Origin of the sequence: Bdellovibrio bacteriovorus (assembly GCF_041888015.1) — a bacterium.
Classification (GTDB): domain Bacteria; phylum Bdellovibrionota; class Bdellovibrionia; order Bdellovibrionales; family Bdellovibrionaceae; genus Bdellovibrio.
Genome location: NZ_CP168968.1, coordinates 1,015,939 through 1,042,244, shown reverse-complemented (window position 1 = coordinate 1,042,244; position 26,306 = coordinate 1,015,939). Strand labels below are relative to the sequence as shown.

The window sequence follows — 26,306 nt, the reverse complement described above, 5'->3', positions numbered from 1 at the left end:
GGCGCCAAGGCGCACTTTCCTGGTTTTTTATTGACCCCGCACCCGCGCAAGGTTTAGCTCTTAGGACATATGGAATTGAGCTCAGAACGTCCGATGGGAACTACCTTGCAACAAGACAGCGCTATTTATCTGGATTACAATGCCACGACTCCTGTGGACCCGCGGGTCTTTGCAAGCATGGAGCCTTACTTCAAAGAACTTTACGGCAATCCGGCCAGCGCAGGCCATCACTGGGGCTGGGTGGCTGAAAATGCCATCGGCAAAGCCCGTACTCAAGTTGCCAATCTGATCGGCGCACGTCCGTTGGAAATCACTTTCACCGGCGGCGCAACTGAATCCAATAACTGGGTGATCTTCGGCTTGCTTTCCAAGCTTCGCGAAGAAAACCCCACGGCTCCGATTCATTTTATCACCAGCCAGATTGAACACAGCTCGATTATGAAAGCCATGGCCGCCGTTCAAAAACAGGGCGTGGAAGTTGATTTCCTTCCGGTCAACAAATACGGACAGGTTGAGCTTGAAACAATTAAAAAAGCCATCAAACCTCATACCAAACTGATGAGCTTTATCTGGGTGAATAACGAAATTGGCTCTATCAACCCGATTCCGGAAATCGCCAAAATTGCACGAGAGCATCAGATTTATCTGCATACCGACGCGACCCAAGCCGCAGGAAAAATCCCGGTGAATGTGACCGAAATGGGCATTGATTTGATGTCTTTCTCGGGACATAAAATTTATGGACCTAAAGGCGTGGGTGCTCTTTACATCCGCGGCAAAGATCCCAAAGTGCAGCTCAATCCGCTGATCTATGGTGGTGGCCAGGAACGTGGTTTGCGTTCTGGTACAGTGAATGTTCCTGCCATTGTCGGATTTGGAGTGGCTTGTGAAATCTGTCAGCAGAATCTAACCGAAGAAACTCAACACATGACCGAGCTTCGCAACTTCCTGTGGCAACAACTTCAAGAGGCCATTCCCGGAGTTCGCCTTAACGGCCATCCCTCGGAACGATCCCCAGCGAACTTGAACATCACTTTGCCAGGAATTAAAACAGAGCAGATCCTGCCGCGCCTGCAAAAGCTGGGTGTCAGCACCGGCTCCGCATGCGGCACGGGTGCCATGGTCATCAGCCATGTCTTGCTGGGCTTGGGTCTTTCTGCGGAAGAAGTTCAATGCTCTTTGCGCTTAAGCCTGGGACGCTGGACAACTCAAGAAGAACTCACCAAAGCCGCCCAAATCCTTAAAAAAGCCGTAAATATTTAGTATTTACAATATCTTACACATATCAACCGGAGGTTTATATCAAGCCTCCCAACCCCTTGACAGCTGTGTTATACTAAATCGTATTGCAGTTAAAGGAGTTCGTCATGATCAACATTTCACAAGAAGCCGCACAAAAACTTGCGACGCTAAAAAAAGAAGAAGGCAAAGAAGAAGCCGCTTTTCTGCGCGTTGAGGTCAAAAAAGGTGGATGCTCCGGCCTGTCTTATAAAATGGACTTCGACACTGTGACTCGTGATGGAGACAAGTTCTTTGAAGCCAACGGTCAAAAAGTAGCCGTTGATTCTCAAAGTATGCTTTACCTGTTGGGTATGACTCTGGAATATTCCGGAGGCCTTAACGGCAAAGGTTTTGTCTTTAACAATCCCAATGCCAACAAACATTGCGGTTGCGGTTCAAGCTTCAACGTTTAATTTCGGATTTTAAAGTAAGAATCAAAAGAGGGCTTTCCAAGCTCTCTTTTTTTATGCAGCAACGGCTGTATTGATAAATTCCCGGATCAGCCGAGCGACTTCTTCCGGCTGATTTTTAATCGCCAGATGACCGGCTCCAGTCAACGCTACGATATCTTCACAACCAATATGACGGGCAAACTGACGATAGGCTTCCTGATTGAACAGCAGATCCTGTTGATCATAGATCAAACGACAATCGCCGCGGTACGTGTACAGCCTGGTGTGCCAATAAGCCCAATCTTCAGAGCGAAGAATCCACGAAAAATGATGAATCATGTGCGCGACAAACTGAAGCTTGCGGCCTTTCAAAGTTTCAACCGACACGGCCCCTTCGCTGCGCTCATCACGGAAAATCTGCGCGGATCGTTTCAAAAAGCTGCGACCCATCGGAGTTGAAAGCATCACATAGACACTTTTCAAATTCAGCGGAATGGAGAAAAAGAATTTCAGTTCTTTAGGCAGGAAATGACGAATCGGGTCCGTCACCATCGGATTGATCAACACCGTTTTCTTCACCAGATGCGGATGATGGGTCGCCAGCCCCCAGCACAAAGCGCCGCCATAGCTCAGTCCCGCCACATGCACACGCTGATTCGGGAAATTTCCCTGAATAAAACGCGCCAGCACTTCGATCTGCACGGAAAAAAACAGCTTATCGCTGCTCATGTAAATGTGACTTAGATTTGGTACAACCACCCGATAGGTCTGCGACAAAGTTTCGGCGATAGCGTCCCAATGATGAACACTTCCTCCATAACCATGAAGAAGTATTAGCAGTGGTCCCTGTCCCCGTTCCCGGAAAGTGATCTTGTGTGACATCCTTGAAACGTATCGGTAAAGATCTGTTTACAGGATACTGAACTTGGGTCCAGACCGCAGACTATTTCTGCGGCTTGCGGTCCTGCTGCTGGTTCTGTTGTTGCTGAGGTTTTGGCTGGCCTTGATTCTTGGGCTGCTGCCGCTGACGAGGCCCCTGATTCTGGTTTTGGTTCTTACCAGACTGTGCCTTTTGCTGATTCTGCTGTTGTTGCTTTTGCCTGTTTTGCTGCTGCTGTTTTTGCTGTTGGTGCTGCTGCTGAGGGCGTTTTTCTTCACCCTGTTGCTGTGGCTGCGCCTGGACCTTGTCCTGGGTTGGCTTATCTTCCGGCTTTTCGGTCAATAGCATCGTATCGTTCACAGCCTTGGATTCGATGTGTTTGTTTGCACGGAATCCGCGGATCTTTTTAGTCTGGTTTTCAATACGCTCCACTTGTTCGGTCAAATCCACTGTCACGTCACCATAGCAGTGAACCTGACAGCTCAAACGGCGACCATCAATAAAGTGGCTGGTTCCGATCAAATTCAATTCCGCCTTATTCGGAGGAAGAATATTGGATTCCCCCTCTTTGATGCGCACACGGCATTCGGCACAGGAAGGAACACCTTTACAGATAGAGCGGATCTCAATCTTATTTTCCGTCGCAATCTGCAAAAGGCTCTTATTGGGAGTTCCTTCGACTTCGATATTCTGAGGGAAAAATTTGATTTTCATAACCAAGATCCTTTGAAACAAACTAGTTCAGGACCATTCAGCATGGCCCCGAAAAATTACTTAACTACAATTTTAACGAACTTCTTTTTACCGGCTTTAACCACAAAGCTTTTGCCAGCAATCAGATCCATTTTCAAACGAGGGTCCGAAACCTTTTCCCCGTCGATCTGCACGCCGCCACCTTGGATCAAACGACCGGCTTCACTGTTGGATGCTGCCATGCCCGCTTTGACCAGTAACGCGACAAAGCCCACTTGAGCTTCTGCGGGAACTTCAAAGTCAGGAACTTCATCCGGCAGACCTTTGTCGACAAAGATGCGGTTGAATTCATCTTCCGCCGCTTGCGCTTCGGCTTGTGAATGGAAACGTTTGATCAGGAATTTCGCCAGCTCCACTTTCACAGTTCTAGGATGCTTGCGCCCTTCGGCCACATCAACCTTCAACTGAGCCAACTGATTGCCTGTGATATCCGTCAAAAGCTCGTACCAGCGGTACATCAGCTCGTCAGAAACCCTCATGGTCTTACCGAACATGTCCTTCGGAGAATCAATAACAGAGATATAATTATCCAAGGATTTGGACATCTTATTCACGCCATCGATACCTTCCAAAATCGGCATCGTCAGCACACACTGCGGTTCCTGACCGTAAGAGCCCTGCATTGCACGGCCAACCAAAAGATTGAACTTCTGATCCGTTCCGCCCAGCTCGACATCTGTTTTCAAGGCCACAGAGTCATAACCTTGCGTCAGTGGATAGATAAACTCATGAATACCAATCGGAGTTCCAGACTTATAACGCTTGGTGAAGTCCTCGCGCTCTAACATCTGAGCCACCGTGTATTTGGAAGTCATTGTGATAAACTCTGCCGGATTCATTTTCATGATCCAGGAAGAGTTGTAAACGATCTCGGTCTTTTCCGGATCCAGAATCTTGAAGATCTGTTTGGCATAAGTCAGACCGTTTTGCTCGATCTCTTCACGAGTCAGCATTGGACGAGTCGTGTTTTTTCCGGACGGGTCCCCGATCATCGCGGTAAAGTCCCCGATCAGGAAGGAAACTTTGTGCCCCAGATCCTGGAAAGTTTTCAGCTTATTGATCACCACGGTGTGGCCAATATGAATATCCGGACGAGTCGGATCTGCGCCCAGTTTGATATTCAAAGGCTTGTTGGTTTCTTTGGAACGCTTCAGTTTCTTAAGCATGTCCTCGTCGCTGATAAACTCAGCGACACCGAACTTGATTCTTTCTAACTGCTCTTTAGGATCTAAAAACATGATTATCTCGCGTGCTCGACAGATCTGGTTTCACGAACGACAGTGACTTTGACCTGGCCAGCTTGTGGCACTTCGCGCTCGATCTTACGAGCGATATCGCGAGACAACATCACAGCGTGGTCGTCTGTCACTTTTGCAGATTCAACCAGGACACGGATGTCTTTACCTGCCTGCAAAGCCAATGTTTTCAAAACGCCGTCGAAGCTGTTACCGATGCTTTCAAGGTCTTCCAAGCGATGGATGAAGGAATCCATCTGTGGACGACGAGCACCTGGACGGGAAACAGACAAAGTGTAGGCCGCATGAATAATCCAAGCCAGGATCGAATGCGGCTTTTCTTCTTCATTGTGAGCACGGATCGCGTGGCACACATCTTCAGATTCGTTGTACTTCTTCGCCGCCTCAGCACCCACGAAAGCATAGCTGCCTTCAACAGTGTGATCGATCGCTTTACCGATATTGTGCAAAAGACCTGCTCTGCGAGCCAGCTTCACGCTGACACCCAGTTCAGCCGCCAGAAGACCGGCAATCGTTGCCACTTCCAAAGACTGATTCAAAGCGTTTTGGCCCTGATATGAACGATATTTCAAACCACCGATGATCTTGATCAGTTCCGGGTGCATGTTTGGAATACCCAATTCCATCACGTGGCGTTCGCCTTCTTCTTTGATGGACTTCATCAACTCGTTACGTTGCTTTTCCGCGACTTCTTCAATACGTGCCGGATGCACACGACCGTCTTCCATCAATTTTTCAATTGTACGACGAGCCAGCTCACGGCGAACCGGATCGAAGCCAGAGATAACCACGGCCTCTGGCGTGTCATCCACGATCAGATCCACACCACAGTGCGCTTCCAAAGTACGGATGTTACGGCCTTCACGACCGATGATTTTACCCTTCATCTCGTCGTTTGGCAGAGCCAGAACACTGACGGTTCTTTCAGACGTGTATTCAGAAGCAAAACGCGCCAAAGCGGTTGCCAGGATGCGCTTGGATTTAACTTCGGATTCTTTTTGAGCTTCAGCTTCAATTTGCGAAATCTTTTTAGCGGCTTCCTGCTTGGCTTCATCTTCCAAAGCTGTCAGCAACTGACGGCGGGCTTCGTCCTGGCTCATTGCTGCCACAGACTCTAGCTTGTTCTTCAATTCAACCGCGTGCTGTTCGCCTTTTTTCTCAAGATCTTTGATGCGGTTTTCAGAGATCGCCACTTTTTCTTCGCGATCCTTCAAAGAATTCAGATATCTTTCGTTTTCTTCCATCTTTTGTTTGAACTGATCTTCGATTTCTTTCAAACGACGGTCCAACTGGGCTTCTTTGTTCTTCAATGTGGATTTTTGTTTATGGATATCCTGCTCGACATTTTTACGGGCGCGGGACTCAAAATCCTTGGCTTTATTTTCGGAATCCTTCTTAAGCTTGGCAGCTTCAGAGTTGGCTTTGTTGACGATACGCTCTGCCTCAAAACGTGCGGATTTCTTTTTATTATTGTCCTGCATGCGCTTGATAACAAAAATAACAATTCCACCAATAAGCAGGCCAAGGATGCCGCTGATTAAAATCTCCATGATTCATTCACTCCTGATACTTCTTGCAATCGACCCAGCCTGATTCTGTGACAAGATAATCCATCACCACATCATGAGGCTCGGTAGGAAGCGGATCTGCTGCGATCTGAAAATCAAAACAAATTCCAACCTTGATCCCCTGGTAGGTCTGAAGGGTCTTATCATAAAACCCCTTACCTTTACCCAGACGATTGCCATTCTTATTAAAAACCAAACCGGGAATAAGCAGTCCCGAAATCTCGGGAAGGAATCTTTGTGAAGAGCCAGGCTGAGGTTCCCAGACTCCATAGGGTCCCAGGGCAAAATCCCGGGTCTCAAAGAATTCCAAATGCCCCTCGTGCATTTTCGGAAAGACCCATCGCAAGTGCGGAATGTGAAACACTTCCTCGACTTGCGCCTCTTCCGGCAATGCCCGATAGGCTCCCCAAACCCCCACTTGGGATTTCAAAAAATCCTGCAAGTGAACGTTGAGCTGCTTTTGATGTTGAACAAGACCTTGCGCAAACTCTTGAGCGCAAAGAGATTTAAAGAAGGAACGACAGTCCTTTTTAGAGCTCCAAGAAACAGACATGGATACTCCAAGAAATCAAAACAAAGTCAGTTGTTCAAAACCTTGTTGCTCTTGGAATTTTCTAGATCCATTGAAAGCTGCAAAGCTCTTTCCTCAAGTTTTTCCAACTCGCGGTGCGCTTTACGTTTCAACAGAATAAGTTCTTCGGCAAGATTCATCGCCGTGAGTACGGCCGCATTCTGGAAAGAGCCATTCTTTGTGATCGACATGGCCTGATTCATCCTGTTGTTTACAAATTCAACGAGCTCCTCAACAGTCGCATCGTCGTGAGAGGTTTTTAATTTGTAAGGGACACCCGCAATTAGAAAATTGTAGGTTTTTTTCTCAGATGTCACTAGCACCTCAACAGCTGCAGAATCTATGGGGCCTAAACCGGCCAGTAAAAATGCCTAAACCTTTTAAAACTCTAGAAAAATCCTAGATCAACACTCCCAAAATTATATCCCTAAAAGGTCGATATTCAACAGATTTATTTTTTAGAACAGGTGCATATAATGCCGAGATTCTTCTGATTTTCACAAACGATGCTTCGCTTACCCAGACTGTCGTTGAGCTCGTACTCCACAACATCCTTGAAGTTGCGCATATAGGACGCAGAGGCTCCATTAAGCTTCGTGTCATTATAGGAGTATTCGTCTGCTTTGATCACAGAATTCAGCAGGAAGTTGTTGATCGTATCCTGCTTAGGGTCAATGCGCTGATTCTCGGTCAGCTTAATGTCAGTCACGACTCCCTTATCATCGACCTGCTGCAGGATCAGCTCTGTCTGGACCTTCTTCGCCCCTGAAAACTTGGTGCGCAGAATCAGATTCATTGCCTGCTTTTCTGCATCCAGATAATGGATCTTCCTTTGACGCAGCTGCGATTGGGAGGTCACAAATTTCTCGTCGGCGATGTCCTTAAGGCGATTGAGATCCACCTTAAATGACAACTTTTCATCTTGAAACTCAGGGAAACAGCGCATGAGATTTTCATACGAAACAGAAATAGGCTTCACGCCTTGAGCCGCCACAGATAGCGGCCCCAATACTAAAAACAAACCCAGTACGTTCTTGAACATGTACTTAGGGTAGTGAAAAGCCCACCGGGGTTCAATGAAAAACCAAGAAAGGCCGGGTTCAAGTCTACATTCCGACTTGGACTGAGACGCCCGCTTTGGCATCTTTCCCCAGGGCCTGCACTGTGTACGAACCCGGGAAAACCATCACATAAGAGCCAGGTCTGGTCGGGGTCGCCACAAGATAACGGTCGTGGGTGATTGCCATCTTAATCCCTGGCGCTGAGACCCATTTCTGAACAATCCTACCGTTCTTATCGTTGCTAAAATCAAAAAGTCCGGCCAAGTCCTGAGGATTTGTGGCGTCTCTAAGGACATTGCATAGATTATCAACGCCAATGATTCTTTCTGCGTCTGCAATAGGCAGCTCCTCTTTGGCTTTCTCAGATAGTCTTGCCGGACATCCCTCATAAGAAAGGCGCTGAATCGCATCCTTCTCCCAAGCGCCGGTTAGGTAAAGATCACCAAAGTTCCCTTTTTCCAAACGGAAGAAGGACTTCTTATTATAAAAGAAAGACTCTAAAAATTTGTCCTGCTCTGTCTTGGAGTACAAGTTGCGATAAACAACCACCCTGTCTCCTGCAATCGCAGGAACATCCAGACGCTCCAAATTCAGAACCGTGCTCTGTCCCGCCTGAACCGTCACTAAGCCCGGATAAAGAGTATTCTCAAACCCGACCAGATATGTCCCAGCAGGCAATTCCTGGCGAACATTCAGGTCGAAAAAGACGGCCTTACCGCAAGAACCACTTTGCCCGCGCACACACTGCGCGACTTTTACCTTTTTGAAAACCTGCGAAGGCGCCGCCTGTCCGCTCACTGTCATAAAGCCCATGCTTTGCGCCTGCGCCCAGGAAGCACTCACCAGTATGGAAGCATAAACTGCAAAAGCTCCGAATCGTTTAAATAGTTTCATTAGAACAACTCCCCGGAAGACTTCACTTTGATCATGTTCACAATTCGCTTGTCCTGACCGTACACATCCGGCAGGAAGCGCAGTTCTGCATCATCAGTTCTATCCACAGTATAATAAGTCAAAAACACAGGAACCGGAGTGATCAGAGGAATACGCATCTTCTGATAACGTGGGTCCGGACGCTCGTTCTCGTCAGCAGGAACCAACTTTTTCATTTCCGGGCTTGTCCAGCTACTGCCCGTCGGGCTGATGGATGTCGTATTGCCAGCAAGGATATACTCAGCAAACTGGAATGGATCTTCCAAACGAACGCATCCCGAACTCAACTGACGACTGGTATCATCGAAAAGGTTCTTATTATCCGTATAGTGCAAATAGATGGAGTATTCATTTCTTAAAGGAAACTTCACCACACCCAGGGCATTGTCTGTACGCGCTTCTTGCACCAGAACATACCTTCCGACAAAACGATCCCAGTTAATACTAGCACGCTCACTGTCAGAAACATCCACCAATGATCCCTTCACCCATTTACGAACACTGAAACCCTTTTGGGATAAGTAATTAGAATTCCTCTTGATCATAGGAATCTTTGTCGCCGCAATACTGTCAGGCACAACCCACTCCGGATTTAGCTCAACAAAAGTCACGCGGTCATTGTAAAGCATCGGCGTGCGCCAGTGTTCACGTCCGGAAATCGCTCTAAACTTCATCACTCGTTTATGATTGTCATAAAGACGGAACTCTGCTGCCGCAATGTTCACATATACATAGCGCGTAGGCATTTCACTTGGGAACCAGCGCAGACGCTCCATATTAGCTTCGATCTGCATAATACGTTCGCTCACTGGAACATTCATAAACCGCAGCACCTGTGGCCCCACGATCCCATCACTGGTCAAATTGCTGGACTCTTGGAATTTGCGTACTGCTGCATCCACTTCACTGTCGAACACATTGCTTTCAAAATCATTCAACCGGTAGCCCAGTGACAGCAAACGCAAACGCAACTGGACAACCTGAGGACCTTTAAAGCCCATCATAAACTTTCCAGCTGGCGCTTTAATATCCGCCCACTCTCTGGCATCTTCAATGCCACGGAAATAAGCCAAGAGCTGTTTCAAATCCGCATAGTTTCCACCACGCGGGGAAAACTTATCCAACATCGCACGCAGTTCTTCTGCGGATTTGGATTCAGCAGCCTCCAACGTATTCTTAAGCACTTCAAAGTCCTTAAAGGCTTTGCGATCCACCTTGATATCAGAATCCACCTGACGCGGGTCCAAACGACCATTTTGCAAATGGTCCACGTAACGCAACAGGGACTCTGTCATCATAAGCTCTAAAGTAATAGAAAAGCTGGCAAGCTTGGGGCTTGTAGAATAGTTCTCTAGCGTTGCATCCCAATAGTCCGCAACATTAAGCCCGTGCAAATGAGCTGTTTTCAAAACAGTTTTCAACTTAATTGCCATTGGGGTTAGCTTGCCATCAGCCGTCACCCAAATCGGACGAAAGCCACGAAGCTTATATAAAGTCAGAAGTGGGGTCTGGTGCAGGAAGTAGTCACCAATTTTAAACAGTGGCGAAGGGCTCTGCCTGGTCAACTGAGTCTCAATCTGCGCAGGCGTCGTCGCCCCGGCTCCGGATGACAGTAAAATACTCAGGCCACAGCTCAGATAGATCGATTTTTTAACCCAACTCTTCATAGACATAAGAAACCTCTCCAGACTTCTTATATCCAATTTAAATGCCACCCCAGATCTCGTCCTGGCAGATTTCAGGAAAAGTTTTCTAGACAGGGGCCGCGAATTGTCAGCTCGTCTCAAAATGAGACAGGGGCTTTTCAGCCCCTGTTAGATCACATCATCGAATTCAACAAACGAATAATATCCACATCCGGTGGCTGGGCAATCCCGGCCCCTGGCTTCGGCCCGGTCAGTTCATCCAGGGAATAGTCCATGCGCGAATCATAACGACGTTCCCACTGATAGCGCAGCCATTTTTCACGATCATACCAAAGACGCTTGTTTTCATCATCCAGACAAGATGAAAGCTCTTGAGGCGTTGCAGCTCCCCAGCGCAGCTCGACACAATGGTACGGATCAAAGCTCATCGCAAAGACGCGCTGACGACCCTCTTCAAGATTCAATGTCACGGGTGTACCGCTGGAGTTCATATACGTAAACTGACAAGCCGCCGCTTCACGCTGGTAAGTGGCCAGAAGATCTGCCGCCAGATTCGCCCCCGAATACACGATCGCAGGATCTCCGGCGCGATGGCGCTGAATCAGATTGCGCGACTGATTCAAGATATCCATGAATGACACTTTCAAACGCGCATCCCGGGATGGCGAAGCATAGTCCTCCCATTCTCCCGTAGTGCCGTATATATTCGTCGGCAAACGCTCAGGATGAGGCTTCATATCAACACCCGCTTTGCGGGCCTGCTCTACGGCGACCACACGGTCCTTCAAGTTGATACAGATATCCGCCAGGACCTGCTGCATGTCCTTGATCGGATCAATACGCAGTTCCCCACTGGCCATCATGATACGAAGATAGTCAAAGTAAGGGAAAGCCACCCCACGATACAAGAACTGGCCTTTATTCCAAACTCCTGCCGGATCGGGACTATTGCCATAGAACTGCTCCACACTGAAGGCCGGCAGTTGACTGTTCAAGGCACCGACAATCCTTCCACCATAATATTCACCAGCAGAATTCCTGCTGGCACCTTGCAAGGCCAAAGGACGGAAGTTCTTAAAGCCCGCGCCGTGCTCTGGATAACTTCGTGAAAATTTCGGCGTGTACATCCCCGATGTCAGCGTATTGTCCGGGTGGGAGTCGATATAGAAAATGCGACCATCATCCGTAATCTTATAGATAACCGCCACGTGTCCATTCGGATCATAAATCACAGTTCCCGGACGAATTGTTTCACGACTGAGCTTCACGGGATAGAAGTCAGTAAAGCGCCCGGTGTCCTCTAAACCAATCATACGAAATGTTGCCGAATAGGTCATGTCCACAAGTGTACTGTTCAGCAGACTGACGGCATTCGGCGCGCTTGTCCGAGTGGGAATAATGTCATAGCGACTTGTCACATAGTTACCAAAGGTCGAATAGCGAATGTCCTTATTGGTATTTCCAGGGCGAGTCCCAAGCCCACTGGCAACCGACATGGGAAGTCCATTTTTCCAGGCAAAATAGCTGCGTAGATAATATGGAAGATCCGCACAGTCTGCAAAAAGACGAAGGCTGGCAGGATCTGTCCCCGCGTAAGGATTGGCAGCACTGCGCAGGCACGTGTCCACTTTGTCACACTCTCGGCGCTCGACAGCGCCTCCAATTCCTGAGATAAATTCACCAAACCGCTGTTCATCCGTAACCGTCCAGGATGGCTTCAGGATACGCCATCTTGAATTGCTTTGGGCTTCTGCAAAAGCCGGCAATAACAACAGGCCCAACAACAAAATCCTTTTCTTAGTCATGTAACCTCCATGTGCCCTTTATGGGCGCTTTGACCATTTGTTCGACGGGTTGAAAGCAGCCATATAGAAAATACCCCAGCAAGAACACCTGTCACGCTTCTTGCTGAGAGGTTTTGAGTCAATGACATAAGTTTAATAGATATTGAAATATCGGAGGACGTACATGACAAAGTTTAATTCCCGTCGATTGTGCTCAGCTGTTTTGAGCATGTTAATTGCCAGTTCACCTCTATTGAGTACGGCACAGGAAATCTCAGCGGTTGAAGCCAATGCTGCTTCTGCCAGCGTGTCTCAAGGTGTGCAAAAGTCGCAGCTGCAAGTCGGTGGACGTTATTTCATCTCTGCTGACGCGCTCAATGTCAGAAGTAGCAATGCGACCACAGGAAATATCGTAGGTAAATTGTCTATTAATGACGAAATCGAGATCCTGGATGTCTTGAATGAAGCAACTCCGCTTGTACAAATCAAAATCATCCGCTCCGCCTCTGTGAATGCAGATGTTGCTCCAGAACTGTTCGTTTCCAAAGACTACCTCAGCACAAAATCATTGGTAACAGCGGCAACGAAGTACTTTGTAATCCAAAACGTGGCAACTGAAAAAACCCGCATTTACGAACGCTGCACAGAAACGCCAAATTGCGCTCACAAACTTGTGATGGAATCAGACATGGTAGTGGGTCGCCCTGAAGAGGGTACAAAAACGGATCCTCACGCCTTCAAAACCTGGCTGGGGCACGCAAAAATTTCTGAGTGGGTGAAGTTCTATCAAGATGGCCTCAAGCACTATCCCAACTGGTACAAGGCCGGTGACTCTTTGAACTCTATTCCAGATCCTATTACTGATAGCGTGACTAAAACTTTGGGATCCAGAAAATGGATGACCAAAGATTCCAAAGGTAACAGCACTATTCACGGTGCCTTTGGCTGGTACGCCGCAAAGGTGACCCCGGCTGATGAAGTTAATGGAATGAACTACCAGTGGATGCACGGAACCATCGGCTGGGGTAAAGATGGAGCAGCTGCGATTGAACTGACTCGCGGTTTCTTCGCGAATCTGTTCGCCAACCCGGGCTCTGCAGGCTGTACTCGCCTGGAAAACCGTGCCGTCGCCTACATGCGCTCCATCCTTGCGCCGGGCACGGACATCTACCGTGTCTACGCACGTGAGTCCACTCGTGAGTTGGAAACAATCACTGGTGTCTTCAAAAAGAAAGTAACTCCCCTGCCACGCTATGCACACAACTTTGAAAGACCTGCGGTATGGAAGTACATCCTTTTGACTGATGGCGCACAAAGAAGCAATGGTTTGACTGCTGACGCACAAGAAATCATCAACAAGGCAATCCCAGTTATTGCTGGTCAAAACCTGATCGAGCAAGGTACATATGATGTGGATCAATATCCAAACGCAGCAGCTCTGAACTTTGGAAAATCTGCCGCTTCCGGTGAATCTGGAGATCGTTACAAAATCGACTCTGGCTGGGAAAAAGATGCAGCGAAAACAAACTTCAGAGGTTACTACCTGGTGGACGAAGGTCGCTTCATCGATTATAAACACCCGGATAAAGCTGCGACAAAAGGTGCGGTTCGTGTAAGTGGTTTGGCAGACTTCAGAGATTCAGTTCCTGAATTCTTGGCAACTTCCGGCAAACACAATCCACCGAAAGTGACTTACAGAACTGAAAACAACAATGGCAATCCGAACGACAGGTAGTGCCACTGGAGATCAATGATCTACCCAACTGATGTCTGTATGACAGGTGTGACGGGGCTCGTGGGACACGAGCTCCTTCTGCTTTTAGCCCATATTGATGAAATCAAAAGCATCAAAGCCGTCTCCCGACGTCCTTTGGGCCGCATTCCTCCTAAAACTGACAATATCATTCTGGATTTTGAGTCCTTGGAAAGACATCAGGACGTCTTGCAGGCCAGCGTCTTCATCTGCTGTCTGGGGACCACCATCAAAAAAGCGGGTTCACAAGAGGCATTCCGCACAGTGGACTACGACTATGTGGTGAAGTTTGCCAAAGTGGCGGAACAAGTCGGCGCGCAAAAGCTGTTGGTGATTTCCGCATTAGGTGCGGATTCTCAATCCGGCATCTTCTACAACCGGGTTAAAGGTGAAATGGAAGACACTTTGCGTGGATTGAAGATTCCGCAGATTGAGATTTTTCAGCCATCCCTGATTCTGGGAGACCGCAAGGAAGTTCGACGTGGTGAAGAGTTTGCGCAAAAAATCAGTCCGGTTCTGAATGCCCTGCTGGTTGGACCACTAAAAAAGTATCGTGCTATTTCAGCAACAGACATTGCCCGGGCGATGGCTATTGCCACTTTGAATTTTCACCCGGGATTCCATGTCTATCAGTCCGATCATATTCAAAGGATCGCTGACCAAAAATAAGGCCTGAAAGACCTATTTGATCTCAGCGTATTGAACTGTGTATTTCTGTTCAGATGAATGGCAAGTATCATGAATGCTTGCCACATCCACGGAAACTTTCAGACCTGCTGGATAGATCATTCCGTACTCAATGCGACCCACCACGTTCAAGACTGCAGACAAACCAGATCCACAGCCGCTTTCCCAAACATCAATCATCGTCGCCTGAGCTACAAAGTTCAGTTTGTCTTCATTATGACGGCTGGTTTTAACAATAGACAAAACCCCTGGAGCTGATCCGTTCTGACTGATCACTTCGATATTCTTGTCATCAGCAGTAACACTCAGTTCAGAGAAGCAGATGATACTTGGAACTTCATACGGAACAGACTCCGTCGCTTGATAGCAAGTTTGAGCTTGAGAAAAGGCTGGAGCAGCCAAAAGGGAAAGAGCAACAACAAATAGTTTCATCAGGAACCTCGCTTTAAAAAGTTACGAGGCTCCCTTATAGCCGATATGTTCCGGCAGAATCGTCAGGATTCTGTCAGGGCATTGTGTGTTTTATCTTCTTATTGGAACAAGGACTCGACAAACTCCTGAGAAGAGAACGTGCGCAAATCCTGGATGCGCTCTCCGACGCCAATCAATTTAATTGGAATGTGCAGCTCTTGCGCAAGCCCCACGGCCACACCACCTTTGGCCGTTCCGTCCATTTTGGTCAGAACCGCCCCAGTTAAGTTCAAAGCATTGTGGAATTCTTTGGCCTGCATCAAAGCGTTTTGGCCCGAGTTGGCATCCAATACAATAAGTGTCTCGTGAGGCGCATCAGGGATCACCTTCGTCATCACACGTTTCATCTTTTTGATTTCTTCCATCAGGTTCGCTTGCGTATGCAAACGTCCTGCGGTGTCCACGATAACCACATCATAGCCTTGTGCTTTTCCCTTGGCCACGGCATCAAACGCCACGGCACTTGGATCGGTAACACCTTCCGGAGAGAAAATTTCCACCTGCGCGCGATCCGTCCAGACTTTCAACTGTCCACCGGCTGCTGCACGGAATGTGTCCCCGGCTGCAACCAGAACTTTTTTGCCTTCACCCGCCAACTGGGCTGAGATCTTTCCAATGGACGTGGTTTTACCCGCTCCATTGACTCCAACAACCATCAAAACCGTCGGGCCTTCGGAAGCAAATTTAATTTTTGATAAAATTCCACCGTGCACTGTTGCCGATGCGGAATCAGAAAAGATATTTTTGATTTCTTCCTTTAAAGCTTCACGAACAGTGTCGTAATCCGCCCGCTCTTTTTTGGAAAGCTTGTCTTCAATGGCTCCCATCAGACGCTGAACGGTCGTCGGTCCCAGGTCACTGGTGTAAAGGATCTCTTCGATCTCTTCCAGATGTTTGTTACTGGTTTCACCTTTGAACAGACTGCGAATACGGCCGAAAAGATTTTCTTCCGTTTTGCGAAGAGCATCCCGCAGATCAACAGCCTTTTCTTCCAAAGCCACGGCCGCATCATGCAGGTCCGGAACCGAAAGATCAGACACAACATTTCCGGTGGAATCAATGTGCGCTAGACGTACGCCTTCTGGTTCTTCCTCTTCCGTGGTTGTTGGCATTTCACGCTTGGCTTCGTGAGGCAGCTGTTGCGCTTTCTTTTTGGAGTTACGAACCATGCTTAGGATCAAAGCGCCGAAAATCACCGCAAAAATCAAAACCACCAGACCAACCAGAATCGTAATTTGCTGTTCATGTCCCGGGGACATCATAGGAACCTCCAACGGCGCGCGTCATAAGAATCAGAAAAACACCCCCTATTTACCGTATTTTATAGGCAGAGACCAGAGCATTCTCCGACTGTTTCAAGACCTGAAACACTGTTTACAACATGCCATTGACCCGCTTTAGAGCCCTGAAATAGGTTGAGCCTATGGAAACGCAGCTTAACAAACCCACCAACGATGCGATCACCCTGCTCCGAGATGAGCTGGCGCGCAGAAAAGAACGCAACGGCAGCTATTCGCTGCGGGCCTTTGCTCAGAGTTTGAGCATCAGCCCGGCGCAACTGTCCCAGCTTCTTTCCGGCAAACGCAATTTCACCTCGGAAGTTCTGGGGCAAATCGCACGCAGCCTGCATATGTCACCCGAAGAAGAACGGTCTTTGCTGACCCAGACTCTTCTGGACAAAGCTCGAACTCCAAGTGTGGAACGCGCCAAAAGACAACTTCAGGAAGACGAGTTCCGTGTGATTTCAGAATGGTATCACTTCGCCATTCTAAGTCTGGGTAAAATCCGCGGCGCCAAAGCCGACCCTTACTGGATTTCCGATCGCCTGGGAATCTCAGTCAGCGAGGCACGGACCGCACTGGAAAGACTGCGCCGCCTTGAGATCATCGAGGACGGCAAACTGTTAAAACAAAAAATAGCACCGCTCAACGTGGTTGGCGAAGTCCCCTCCCGGGCCATTCAAGCTTACCACCAAAGCATCCTGCAAATGGCGTTGCAGAAAATGCCGCAGATACCGTTGGAGAAAAGAGACTATTCAGCAATGACCTTTGCTGCCGATCCCGCAAAGATTCCGCAGGCACGAAAGATGGTGGAGGAATTTCAGGACCGCCTTGCCGAGTTTTTGCAAACTCCGAACTCAAAAGAAGTCTTCGTTATCGCCTGCCAGTTGTTTTCATTAGAAAGGACTCAATCATGAAAAAGATTTTCGTACTTATCCCTTTCCTGCTTCTTTCCGCCTGTGCCAGCAAAGATCTGACAATCAAAGGCGAGCAGATCCCAGCCCTGGACCCTGCAGACCGCGCCAACCCTTACAAAATGGACGTGTCAGCTGAAATCATCAACGAGTATTCTGATGACTACAATCTGCTTTTACAGATCAATTTCCGCAGTCGCGATGGAAAATGGGTGCGGGTGGACAATGCTGAATTTGATCTGAGCAATTCGGACAATGAGCCTTTCAATATTATTGTCGGCAAAGATCTGGTGACCTGGGCCGAGGCCAAAGCCGAAGAACGCCGCATGGATCGCCACAACACCGGAGTGGCTGTCGGGCTGACCGCTGCCACCGGGGGCGCGTTGATTGTCGCCGGTGTTCTGTCAAACTCTGACGCCCTAACCGCAGCAGGAACCGCCGCCTATACCGGAGCCGTGGCTTATTCTGCCATCGATGGCATTAAAGGAGCCAAAGCTCATGCTCAGGGCGTCGCCCAAGTTCCGGAGACACATCTTTACTCACCGTTTGCTATTCCTTCCATGAGCCTGGCCAAGCGCTGGGTTCTGATCAATGTCCCCAGTGGTCGTATCAGCAAAGTGGCCAATCTCCGACTGAAAACGATCGAAGGACAGAATCTGGAATACAAACTTACACTGGCAAAATAGATTATGAACAAGATTATTTTTCTGACCGCTCTTATGACATCATTGATAGCTTCTGCCAGCGGCAACCGAGTTGGCAATGGCGGCGACGTTGTCGACTGCCCCGCGCAGACCGAACTTTTGGACTTCTACGAATCCAATCTTAAGCTTCAGGATTTCCCAGGCAAGAACTCTTATCGCGACATCGCAGACGAGGTTCTGAAAAACCTGGCACGCCTCAGCCCGACCCAAGCCCGCAATTATCAACGACGCTTAAGTCAGTTTATTGACGAAAGTGACTTTAAGTCCAATGTCAGTTTGACGAATATTCGTGACTCAAAACACTTGTTCAAACCCAAAGATGAAGCCTGCAAAGTCCAGCAGATAGCTATCCGTAAAAAAGAGGCCTCTTCGGTATCCAAACGCTTTTTAGTGGATCAGGATCTGTGGGGCAGACTTTCAGAGCGCAGCAAGGCAGGTTTAATTCTGCATGAAATCATCTATGAACATTTCTATAAGCTGGGTGAGGACGACTCGATCAAAGCCCGCAGCTTGAATGCCTATCTATTCAGTGAACAGGCACAGAACGCAAAGTCAGCGGACTATTGGAAGATTATCCGCGAAATGAAAATCCCGCTGTATCAGTAATTCGCCATGCGACGGCGCTGGACTTCTTCCATATAGAAATTCTTTTCAAAGCGACGATACGATTCGAGGCGGACCTCAGATCCTAGAGTCACTTTCATGCGGGCCAGAGTTTGGGTTTCCAGCTCGCGCATCTTTTCAATACCTTCCTTAATGAAGTCAGGGTGGATTTTCGTGCGTTTTTCTGCCAATTCTTTGACCAGGGCATTGGACGCCGAAATCACCTGAATGGACTTATCCTCGTCCACACGCCATGTTTTTAGCAGATAGGCAGAGGCCGCCTTATAAAGCTTTTGCTGGAACTGGGCATCGGTGTAGATATCCAGATAGTTGCGGGTGTAGATCACTGCATCCGTATAAGTGTCTTTGATTTCATCTGCTTGAGCTGGGTTGAAGCGGCGCTTTTCCAGTTCATCCTGACGCTTCTTCGCCTCATTGCTGACCATGGTCTGCATTGGAGTTTGGTCACGAATCACTTTGTCGATAACGACCTGGCTGACAAAATAGCCAATTGCACCCATGGCAAGTCCCATGGCCACCCAACGCATTTTTTCATTCTTGCGTCTTTGCATCAGGTCCACAGGCTTTTCACTCATGGACGACTGCGAGAGCGTTGCGACTTTGCCGTCGATGGCTTCCGCAATATGCCCTTCCACAGATTGAGAGATGTTGCGCCACTTTTCCGGCTCCATCAACATCACGACCTCTTTTTCGATGGCCGAATGGATTTCTTTGACCATAGAGGTCTTTTTACGGATGACATCATCAAGCAGATCCCGTTCCATCTTCTGCATCTTTTTAGACATATCCAGACGCAGTTCTTCCAGACGCTCTTCTTCCGAACGGACCATCTGGCTTTTCTCTTTTTCCAGCTTTTCATTCAGGAAAATCTTTTGAGCATCGTATTCCTTGAATAAATGCGCTTTCTTGCTTTCGATGTCGTGCACATCCATGGTCAGATGCGCTTGTTTTTCCTGCAAAGATTTTAAGGAGGCTTCCAGTGAATCTTTTTGCTTCTCCAGATCCGCGTGGGCTGTCTGAAGCTCTTTCAACAAAACCTGTCCCTTATCGACCTGCGCCAGCAGATCACCATTGTCGGTGCGGGTTTTGTTCAAATCTTCAGTGGCTTTCTGCAGCTCGGAAGTGCGCGCGGCCACATTTTCCAAAAGCTCATTCAGGCTTGCCTGTTTTTCATCGCTGACCGATTTGATATCGGCCACTTTCTGTTCTGCCGCTTGAATCATTTGCTCCGCCTCGGATTTGGCGGTCTGAATCAGGTCTTTATTTTCATTGCGGATGCGCTCAGAATCCTCGCGCAGGACAGCTTCGGATTCACGGATCTGAGTGCGAGATTCTTCCAGCATGCGTTCGGCATCATCTTTGGCGCTTTGCAAGGCCACAGCGACTTCATGCTGAGACTTTTCAAGATCACTACGAATGCGCGCCTGTGTTTCCTCGATTTGCAATTTAGAAAAATCCAAAATGCGATCGGCTTCCTCGCGCGCGGTTTTCAGAAGCTCCTGACTTTCCTGACGAGCCAGTTCACGGCCGCTGGCCAGAGCTTCATCCTTCATTTTCTCGGCCGCTAAAGTGCCTTCGGAAACAGTTTCTTCCGCGTCTTTTTTGGCTTTCTGTCGCAAGCCCTGCACATAGGAATCCACTTCCTCACGCAGTTCCTGAGCCATATTACGGGCTTCATGCAACAGGCTTTGCCCTTGCTTTTGAAAGTCTGTCAGAATGGCATCGGCTTCCTTATGAGCTTCCGCCATACGCGCCTGATAAAAGATCTCGGCCTGAGCCTGAGCTTCCCGGGCTTTTTGATAAATCACCTGCACTCGTTTTTCAGCCTGGGTCTCGCCTTCCAGAATAATCTGGGCAGCTTTGCGTTTGGCCTCATGAAGAATCTTTTCTGCCTGGAAGGGCGCCATATTCGGCGCGGGCATCGCGACCGTGGCTTCCAGAGGAGCATCCTCTTCTTCCACCGGTGCTGGCTGATAAGACGGTTCTGATTCCGGTTCGGGCTCTGGCACCGGTTCATCCAGCTGCAGATCAACATTCAGAATGTATTCCGAACGGCCCAGTTGAATTCGGTCTGAAGGCACCACATTGACCGGAGTCCCCTGCACAATACGGGTGCCATTAATATAAGTTCCATTTGAGGAGTTTTTATCTTCGATCCAGATCTGGTTCCAACGCCGGCTGACCACCAGATGCACACGACTGATATTCGTGTCATTCAAGGACAAGTCACAATCCAAAGATCGGCCCATGGTGAATGAATCTTTATTCACCTCACGGCTTAACACCTGATCCTTCCTGTGGATTGTGACTACGAACTTATTCAATTAAGCTCCTCGAGAGACTACGGTCGTCTTTCCAATCTCCTTGTTGAGTGCATCTTCAGCCAAAGCTTCTACAGCGTCGCGGTGCTCATCAAAAGGACGTTCATGGGCTGGGTATTCATTGTTGTCGCTGCGGTACCAAAGAAGGTCCAAAGCACTTTCAAAACGATCAACCATAGACACATAAGATCTTTCCGGGGAAAGAATCACATTCGTCACGTGAGCCAACAACGAGAAGATAATACCTGCAATGGAGGTTTTCATCGCAAAAGAGATCTCGTGCAGGAAGCGGTCCATGATGTTTTTCGTATTCTCAAGATCCTGCAGATTCATCGTGCCCAGTTCCTGAAGACCACCGGCAATACCGATGAAGGTCCCCAGAATCCCCGCAACGACGAACAAGCCCGGCAGAATCGAAATCAAATCATTCATTCCCACCATCGGGAAGATGCCAAACACGCGATTGAAACAAGGATTATGTTGCAATGTCGCTTTGGTGATATTCAAAAGTTTTGGATTTTCATCCGTCCAGCGCAGGAACTTCACCTGCTTCAGGATGTCTTTCACCAACCAAGCACAGCCCTGACGAACCAGGAAGATGCGATCACTGGTCGCCATCACTGAATCCGGCTTACGACGTTTCATGCGATCACGAATTTCAAAAACTTCGTAATAGGTTCTTTCCAGCGTTTTTTTGGTCAGAACATAGAAAGACACATTTTCAACTTTACCGGGAACTTCAGCCTCGATAAAACGGTTCACGCGTTTTTCAAACTCTTTCGCGAACCACTCGTGGCGGCGAACAGTGTAGTAGATCACAGATCGGAAGAACAAACCGACAAGAAAGACGGCTGCCATCGCATACGGCAGACCTATGATGAAATACTCAGCTAATGCCTTTTGTGTCACAACCCACCCCTTTTATTTCTTTTGATCCATGTTAAAGCGGATAATAACCCGCTGCGCTTTCTTACAGTCGTTCTGACGACAGAACTCTGCAGCCGAAGCGACGTTGCGGTTTTGCACTTTCATGACTTCCAGGAAACTTCGCCCTGAAACCTTCATCAAAGACAAAAGCTCGCGCTGATGTTCAAATCGCATGTTTCCTTCATCCAGCATGTAGCTGAAGATGGAATTGGCACGACGATAACTTAAATCCATATTGTATTTCAAAGCGGCCTTGTCTTCAGGCTTCGCACTTTGTGGGTCCACGTAGCGGCCTTGATAGGTCGGCGACGCAAAACCAATGATCTCCACGGCAGATATTTTGTCTGAAACCTTTGGATTGCCGAACAGGGAGCGCGAATAAATCGGCATGGCCTTTTCCAGCACACCCTTCATTTCATGCTTCAAGCGGTCCGAGTCACTGTCAAAGTATGCCTGACCGAAATCCAAAACCACGTCACCCGTCTGCATATCGATGTCCGCTTTGATCCCCGCTTTGGCGAAGCCCTTTTGGATTTCTCCGGCAACAGACTTTCTGGCTTCGATTTCAGCACGCGCTTTGGCCAACTGGCCCTGGGTATCATTCAATGCGCCCCGCAAAGCGTTCTTTTCCTGAACCAAGCCAGCCTTTTCCTGAGCAAAACCACGCTTCAAAGCACCTTTTTCAGCTTCGAAACCTTCTTGCAGAGCCGCCGCTTTCTGCGCCCCACGGGCACGTTCATCGGCCAGACCGCCTTCTAGCCCCGCAATTTTAGCTGCGGCATCGGCTTTCGTACGAGAAAGGGCCCCCGCCAAGTGAGTGGCTTCGTCTTCTTTCTGTGACAACAGACCTTGAGTTTTGGAAAGTTCGCCCTGAACCTGACCCAACTGTACATTGGCCTGATTCAACTGCGCCTGGTACTGAGCATTGACTTGATTCAATTGGGCCACTTTCTGGTTCCCATCAGCACGAGCTTGCGCCATCTTTTGTTCAAACAGCTTCTTGGACAATTTGTTGGCCTTATAAGCCCCACGCAACTCGGTCAGACGTTTCTGCAATTGCACTTGAGTCTGTTCGATTCTTTGTTCACCCTGGGCGATCAACTGTTTCTTTTGCTGGATATCTTTATTCAGCTCAACAATCTGACCTTCCTGAGTCTCAATTTCCACGTCTTGTTCTTTGATCAGGTCATCACGATTGATGATCTTGGCTTTGGCCATTTTATTGGCGTTAAGCACATTACGAACCATCTGCTGATACTTATTAAGAGCTTTGACCTTTTCACCGTTTTCCCGGGCTTCCTGGATCAGACGGTCTTTTTCAGTTTTAGCGTCTTCCTGCAACAGTGTCAGTTTATCCATCAGCTCCTGATACTCCTGCATTTCATCCTTCGGGGCCTGACTTGCAAGATATTCATTTTTAACGGATTCATACATCTTCAACTGACTTTGCAGTTCTTCCACTTTCATGGATAGCTTTTGATTTTCCACTTGCCCACGCAAAGCATCGGTCCCGGTACGCAGACTGGAAGTCACATACAAAAGAAGGAAGATCGTACTTAAACCCAAGAAGAGATCCGAATACGACGTCCAAAAACTGTCGCTCGAATGTTCTTTGTTTTTTTGGTAATTAAACGACATACCTACGCACCCCACCTGCTTTTAAGAATAACAGCGTCGATCTTCTTTTCGGTGGATCAAAAACAGAATTGAGTGTTTTTCTTTATTGTAAAGTGCCGAAGCTTTCGACACTACAGAGGGCTAGTTGGGGTCTTTTGGATCTTTCTGACTATTCTTTTTCCATGGGCAATGACGACAGCCCGAACCGCAACAGCTTCCGCGCTGCAGATGATAAAAAGCCGTGAAAACTGTGTAACCTGTTTCGGGGTCATTGTAGAAATCTTGTTTCGCTTCACAGGCCTGCCGATGCAGCTCCTGCAGAACTTCCAGTGCTGTTTTCTTATCGCTCATGCAATAATTTCGCGTATATCAAAGTGTCTCGTCTTAAACCGTTTTCCAAGGCGTGCTCGCGCAGGCGTGCTTCGAACTTGTAACCGCAGCGTTCGGCCACCGAACTCGACTTTTTGTTAAGACCTGAACAATGAATCTCAATTCGATAAAAGCCTGTTGCGAACAAAACATTTTCCAATGTCCTGACAGCTTCACTGACATAACCCTGGCCTTCAAAACCGCCCAAGATCCAGTATCCCAGCTCGCAACGGAAGTTTTCCCAGCTGATCGTGTGAACTCCGATATTCCCCATATAAAGGTCGTCGTCATTGTGGAAGATGCCATAGTCGAACATACGGAAGTCTTCCCACTGACGATGGGTCATCTCGATGTAGTCACGCTCATCATCCACCCCTTTTGTGAACTTCACCCACGGCAAAAACTGCCCCAGGCGTGCCCGGTCCTGATCCACATACTGAAACATAGTGGCGGCCTGAGAAAGAGCATGTTTACGAAGGGTGATACGTGGACCTTTGATTTCTTCCGGCAAAGAAACAGGCGTCACTTAGAAATCCTGGAGGTCAGATCAGACAGGCGGATGCTTTGCAGATATTGCATGGAGTTTGTTTCCATACCGTCCACAACCTCGCACATCAATTTTTTCATGGAGCAACTGACGACACAGTTTTTATTGGGGTCTTTGTCAGGGGTGGCGATAAGGCGCTTTTCAGAAATGGCAATATAGACGTCCTTCAGAGAAATCTCTTTAGGGGTCTTGGCCAGCTTCACTCCGCCTGATTTTCCTTTAAAAGAACTCAACAGCCCTGCTTCCACCAGTTTGGAGATCAAACGGCGGATCACCGTGGGGTTGGTGCGGATGCCCGACGCCAGCTCCTCGGAGGTCATGAGCTCACCCTTGTGATAAGCCAGGGCGGTCATAATATGGACTGAGACAGAAAATCTTTGGTCAACCATATATATACTGTACCCCAAGCCTCAAAAATAAACAACCGGGCTGAATTATATGAACCTTTCTTTAAATGTGCTTTTTATAGTTGCATTTAAAATCAAATCCCCACATAATGTGCTTATGTTGGTTACATTAAATAGGAGACCCTCCCGATGACACATAAAACTCTTCAAGATGCCCTGGAATGGCGCTATGCCACGAAAAAGTTCGATCCGACCAAAAAAATCTCGGACGCAGACTGGGTACAACTGCGCAATTCTTTGACCTTGGCCCCCTCCTCATACGGGGTTCAGCCATGGAGATTCCTGGTTGTTGAAAATCCAGAGGTTCGCAATCAACTAAAACCTGTTTCCTGGAATCAAACTCAGGTCACAGATGCCAGCCACTATGTGGTGTTCCAGTACAAAGAAAAAATGGATCCGGATTTTATTCAAAAGTTCATTCAGCGCATGGCCGACGTTCGTGAGACCTCTTTAGAGTCTTTGGACGGATATAAAAACTTGCTGATTGAAAATCTGGTGAAGGCTCCAGAGGAAAAAATCCGTGTTTGGTCCCAACGCCAGACCTATATTGCCATGGGATTCCTATTGCAAACTGCGGCCCTTCTAAGAATTGATGCTACCCCGATGGAGGGCTTCGATCCTGCGGCCTATGACAAAATCCTGGGTACTGAAGGCTCCGGCTGGAAAACTGTCGCCACTGTTGCTTTGGGCTATCGCCACAGCGAAGATCCCTTGCAGCATCAAAAAAAGGTCCGCTTCAACGAAGCAGACCTTATTCATTACGTAAAATAACCTTTCAACTTCCGCTGCTGACTTGAACTGGCAAGGTCCCCCAAAAGACACTTTGCCATTTCATTTCGGCAGCGGACCTCCTACTGAAGCTGCCAGCCGGGTGATTCACATACCTGCAGCGACAGAGCTCGCCAACGTTCAATAGCGGGCTCTCCTTTTTGCGCCAGAACCTTATCCAGTTCCAGCAATGAACCGATGGTAAGATCTGAAGCTCCGTCCCCACGATAGAACAAACCGTAAACCTGACGAACCGCTTCGGCCGTTGGCGCTGCCGGTCGATTCTGGATTTTTTCCAAAATCGCATTCACACCTTCATCCGTTCCCAGGATATTTTCACAGAATTGCACGCGGAAGGATTCTCGCACGGTATTGCCATCGACTTTGATCGGCAAATTGGCGTTGGAAATATCGCCTCCGCAATCCCGGCCCGAATAGCTGTCATAGGGATTGCATCCCAGTCCATACTGGGCGCCACGATTGAGGATCCACTGATTTATCAATGCCTCCAGATTCGACACCGGCCCCCCAGAGGTCGTAAAGATCTCGCGCATCAAAGTGGCCACGTACTCGCGATTGACCACCTGCAGTTTTTGCGTCGGCAAAACCACATCTTTCTGTGGAGGATGGTTCTGATCGGTGCCGCCAGTGGACCCCATATCCAGATTCAGGGACGACTGATCCAGAACGGCAAAACCGCCCATTTCGCCGCAGTTTTGATAGAACTGGGTCATCACCGTCCCGACCAAAAGCAAACCAAAAATCTTGTATTTGTTGCTGGCTAACATCAAC

The 26,306-nt window shown here is 48.3% G+C and carries 27 protein-coding genes; 8 read left to right on the top strand and 19 right to left on the bottom strand.

The genetic code is table 11. The features are described 5' to 3' along the window. The first annotated feature begins 69 nt into the window (after window positions 1-69). Both ACES2G_RS05130 and ACES2G_RS05125 read left to right on the top strand, forming a co-directional pair. A complete protein-coding gene (locus ACES2G_RS05130) occupies window positions 70-1,263 on the top strand; it encodes a cysteine desulfurase family protein (protein WP_347356520.1) in 1,194 nt (397 codons plus the stop codon). Between the two features lie 104 nt (window positions 1,264-1,367). Further along, window positions 1,368-1,694, top strand: coding sequence for an iron-sulfur cluster assembly accessory protein (locus ACES2G_RS05125; protein WP_347356522.1), 327 nt, complete (start codon window positions 1,368-1,370; stop codon window positions 1,692-1,694). Between the two features lie 51 nt (window positions 1,695-1,745). Here the strand turns inward: ACES2G_RS05125 and ACES2G_RS05120 are convergent, their stop codons facing one another. The 10 genes from ACES2G_RS05120 to ACES2G_RS05075 form a co-directional block, all read right to left on the bottom strand. Next, window positions 1,746-2,555 (bottom strand): alpha/beta hydrolase, encoded by an 810-nt coding sequence (locus ACES2G_RS05120; RefSeq protein WP_347356523.1) that lies wholly within the window; start codon window positions 2,553-2,555, stop codon window positions 1,746-1,748. A gap of 61 nt (window positions 2,556-2,616) precedes the next feature. Further along, window positions 2,617-3,267, bottom strand: coding sequence for a 2Fe-2S iron-sulfur cluster-binding protein (locus ACES2G_RS05115; RefSeq protein ID WP_347356525.1), 651 nt, complete (start codon window positions 3,265-3,267; stop codon window positions 2,617-2,619). Window positions 3,268-3,323: 56 nt separating this feature from the next. Continuing rightward, window positions 3,324-4,544, bottom strand: coding sequence for a tyrosine--tRNA ligase (gene tyrS / locus ACES2G_RS05110; RefSeq protein WP_347356526.1), 1,221 nt, complete (start codon window positions 4,542-4,544; stop codon window positions 3,324-3,326). A 2-nt stretch (window positions 4,545-4,546) separates the two neighbouring features. After that, a complete protein-coding gene (rny, locus tag ACES2G_RS05105) occupies window positions 4,547-6,112 on the bottom strand; it encodes a ribonuclease Y (RefSeq protein ID WP_347356527.1) in 1,566 nt (521 codons plus the stop codon). A gap of 7 nt (window positions 6,113-6,119) precedes the next feature. Beyond that, entirely contained in the window at window positions 6,120-6,683 is a 564-nt protein-coding gene (locus tag ACES2G_RS05100; RefSeq protein ID WP_374001482.1) for a 5-formyltetrahydrofolate cyclo-ligase, read from the bottom strand. Window positions 6,684-6,709: 26 nt separating this feature from the next. Next, a complete protein-coding gene (locus ACES2G_RS05095; protein WP_374001481.1) occupies window positions 6,710-7,018 on the bottom strand; it encodes a cell division protein ZapA in 309 nt (102 codons plus the stop codon). Between the two features lie 134 nt (window positions 7,019-7,152). Beyond that, window positions 7,153-7,743 carry a hypothetical protein gene (locus tag ACES2G_RS05090; protein WP_347356531.1) on the bottom strand — a complete coding sequence of 197 codons (591 nt, stop codon included), beginning with the start codon at window positions 7,741-7,743 and terminating at the stop codon, window positions 7,153-7,155. 64 nt (window positions 7,744-7,807) lie between these two features. Then, entirely contained in the window at window positions 7,808-8,656 is an 849-nt protein-coding gene (locus ACES2G_RS05085; RefSeq protein ID WP_347356533.1) for a hypothetical protein, read from the bottom strand. Further along, window positions 8,656-10,368: a L,D-transpeptidase family protein gene (locus tag ACES2G_RS05080; RefSeq protein ID WP_347356535.1), complete on the bottom strand. Its 1,713-nt coding sequence runs from the start codon at window positions 10,366-10,368 to the stop codon at window positions 8,656-8,658. The genes ACES2G_RS05085 and ACES2G_RS05080 overlap by 1 nt, the downstream gene beginning before the upstream one ends. 146 nt (window positions 10,369-10,514) lie before the next feature. Beyond that, on the bottom strand, window positions 10,515-12,146 hold the full coding sequence (locus tag ACES2G_RS05075) for a hypothetical protein (RefSeq protein WP_374001480.1): 1,632 nt from the start codon (window positions 12,144-12,146) through the stop codon (window positions 10,515-10,517). Between the two features lie 163 nt (window positions 12,147-12,309). Between ACES2G_RS05075 and ACES2G_RS05070 the strand changes: the two genes are divergently transcribed. Continuing rightward, entirely contained in the window at window positions 12,310-13,860 is a 1,551-nt protein-coding gene (locus tag ACES2G_RS05070) for a hypothetical protein (RefSeq protein WP_374001479.1), read from the top strand. 15 nt (window positions 13,861-13,875) lie between these two features. Continuing rightward, the gene (locus ACES2G_RS05065) at window positions 13,876-14,547 is read left to right on the top strand and encodes an oxidoreductase (RefSeq protein ID WP_347356541.1); all 672 of its coding nucleotides are present in this window, start codon (window positions 13,876-13,878) and stop codon (window positions 14,545-14,547) included. A gap of 12 nt (window positions 14,548-14,559) precedes the next feature. Here ACES2G_RS05065 and ACES2G_RS05060 read toward each other — a convergent pair whose 3' ends face one another. Then, entirely contained in the window at window positions 14,560-14,997 is a 438-nt protein-coding gene (locus ACES2G_RS05060) for a hypothetical protein (RefSeq protein ID WP_374001478.1), read from the bottom strand. A 98-nt stretch (window positions 14,998-15,095) separates the two neighbouring features. Next, a complete protein-coding gene (gene ftsY / locus ACES2G_RS05055; protein WP_347356545.1) occupies window positions 15,096-16,298 on the bottom strand; it encodes a signal recognition particle-docking protein FtsY in 1,203 nt (400 codons plus the stop codon). A 161-nt stretch (window positions 16,299-16,459) separates the two neighbouring features. Here ftsY and ACES2G_RS05050 point away from each other — a divergent pair, with 161 nt between their 5' ends. From ACES2G_RS05050 to ACES2G_RS05040, 3 genes are read left to right on the top strand one after another with little or no spacing between them, the layout of a single operon-like run. After that, a complete protein-coding gene (locus tag ACES2G_RS05050; RefSeq protein ID WP_347356547.1) occupies window positions 16,460-17,233 on the top strand; it encodes a TIGR02147 family protein in 774 nt (257 codons plus the stop codon). Continuing rightward, the gene (locus ACES2G_RS05045; protein WP_347356549.1) at window positions 17,230-17,916 is read left to right on the top strand and encodes a hypothetical protein; all 687 of its coding nucleotides are present in this window, start codon (window positions 17,230-17,232) and stop codon (window positions 17,914-17,916) included. Before ACES2G_RS05050 ends, ACES2G_RS05045 begins: the two co-directional genes overlap by 4 nt. Before the next feature lie 3 nt (window positions 17,917-17,919). Further along, entirely contained in the window at window positions 17,920-18,540 is a 621-nt protein-coding gene (locus tag ACES2G_RS05040) for a hypothetical protein (protein WP_374001477.1), read from the top strand. Here the strand turns inward: ACES2G_RS05040 and ACES2G_RS05035 are convergent. The 6 genes from ACES2G_RS05035 to ACES2G_RS05010 all read right to left on the bottom strand — a co-directional run bounded on the left by ACES2G_RS05035 (window position 18,534) and on the right by ACES2G_RS05010 (window position 24,728). Further along, window positions 18,534-20,882, bottom strand: a complete 2,349-nt coding sequence (locus ACES2G_RS05035) for an FHA domain-containing protein (RefSeq protein ID WP_347356552.1) — start codon at window positions 20,880-20,882, stop codon at window positions 18,534-18,536. The genes ACES2G_RS05040 and ACES2G_RS05035 overlap by 7 nt on opposite strands. Beyond that, window positions 20,883-21,788 carry a hypothetical protein gene (locus ACES2G_RS05030; protein ID WP_347356554.1) on the bottom strand — a complete coding sequence of 302 codons (906 nt, stop codon included), beginning with the start codon at window positions 21,786-21,788 and terminating at the stop codon, window positions 20,883-20,885. Window positions 21,789-21,800: 12 nt separating this feature from the next. Next, a complete protein-coding gene (locus ACES2G_RS05025; protein WP_374001476.1) occupies window positions 21,801-23,444 on the bottom strand; it encodes a microtubule-binding protein in 1,644 nt (547 codons plus the stop codon). A 120-nt stretch (window positions 23,445-23,564) separates the two neighbouring features. Then, the gene (locus tag ACES2G_RS05020) at window positions 23,565-23,774 is read right to left on the bottom strand and encodes a DUF5522 domain-containing protein (RefSeq protein ID WP_374001475.1); all 210 of its coding nucleotides are present in this window, start codon (window positions 23,772-23,774) and stop codon (window positions 23,565-23,567) included. Then, complete coding sequence (locus ACES2G_RS05015; protein ID WP_374001474.1) at window positions 23,764-24,318, bottom strand: GNAT family N-acetyltransferase; 555 nt, start codon at window positions 24,316-24,318, stop codon at window positions 23,764-23,766. Before ACES2G_RS05015 ends, ACES2G_RS05020 begins: the two co-directional genes overlap by 11 nt. Continuing rightward, entirely contained in the window at window positions 24,315-24,728 is a 414-nt protein-coding gene (locus tag ACES2G_RS05010; RefSeq protein ID WP_374001473.1) for an Rrf2 family transcriptional regulator, read from the bottom strand. The genes ACES2G_RS05015 and ACES2G_RS05010 overlap by 4 nt, the downstream gene beginning before the upstream one ends. A 147-nt stretch (window positions 24,729-24,875) precedes the next feature. On the opposite strand from ACES2G_RS05010, the gene ACES2G_RS05005 reads away from it, so the two are divergent. After that, complete coding sequence (locus tag ACES2G_RS05005; RefSeq protein WP_374001471.1) at window positions 24,876-25,517, top strand: NAD(P)H-dependent oxidoreductase; 642 nt, start codon at window positions 24,876-24,878, stop codon at window positions 25,515-25,517. Between the two features lie 80 nt (window positions 25,518-25,597). On the opposite strand, the gene ACES2G_RS05000 is transcribed toward ACES2G_RS05005, so the two are convergent. Continuing rightward, entirely contained in the window at window positions 25,598-26,302 is a 705-nt protein-coding gene (locus ACES2G_RS05000) for a hypothetical protein (RefSeq protein ID WP_347356561.1), read from the bottom strand. Window positions 26,303-26,306: the final 4 nt, after the last annotated feature.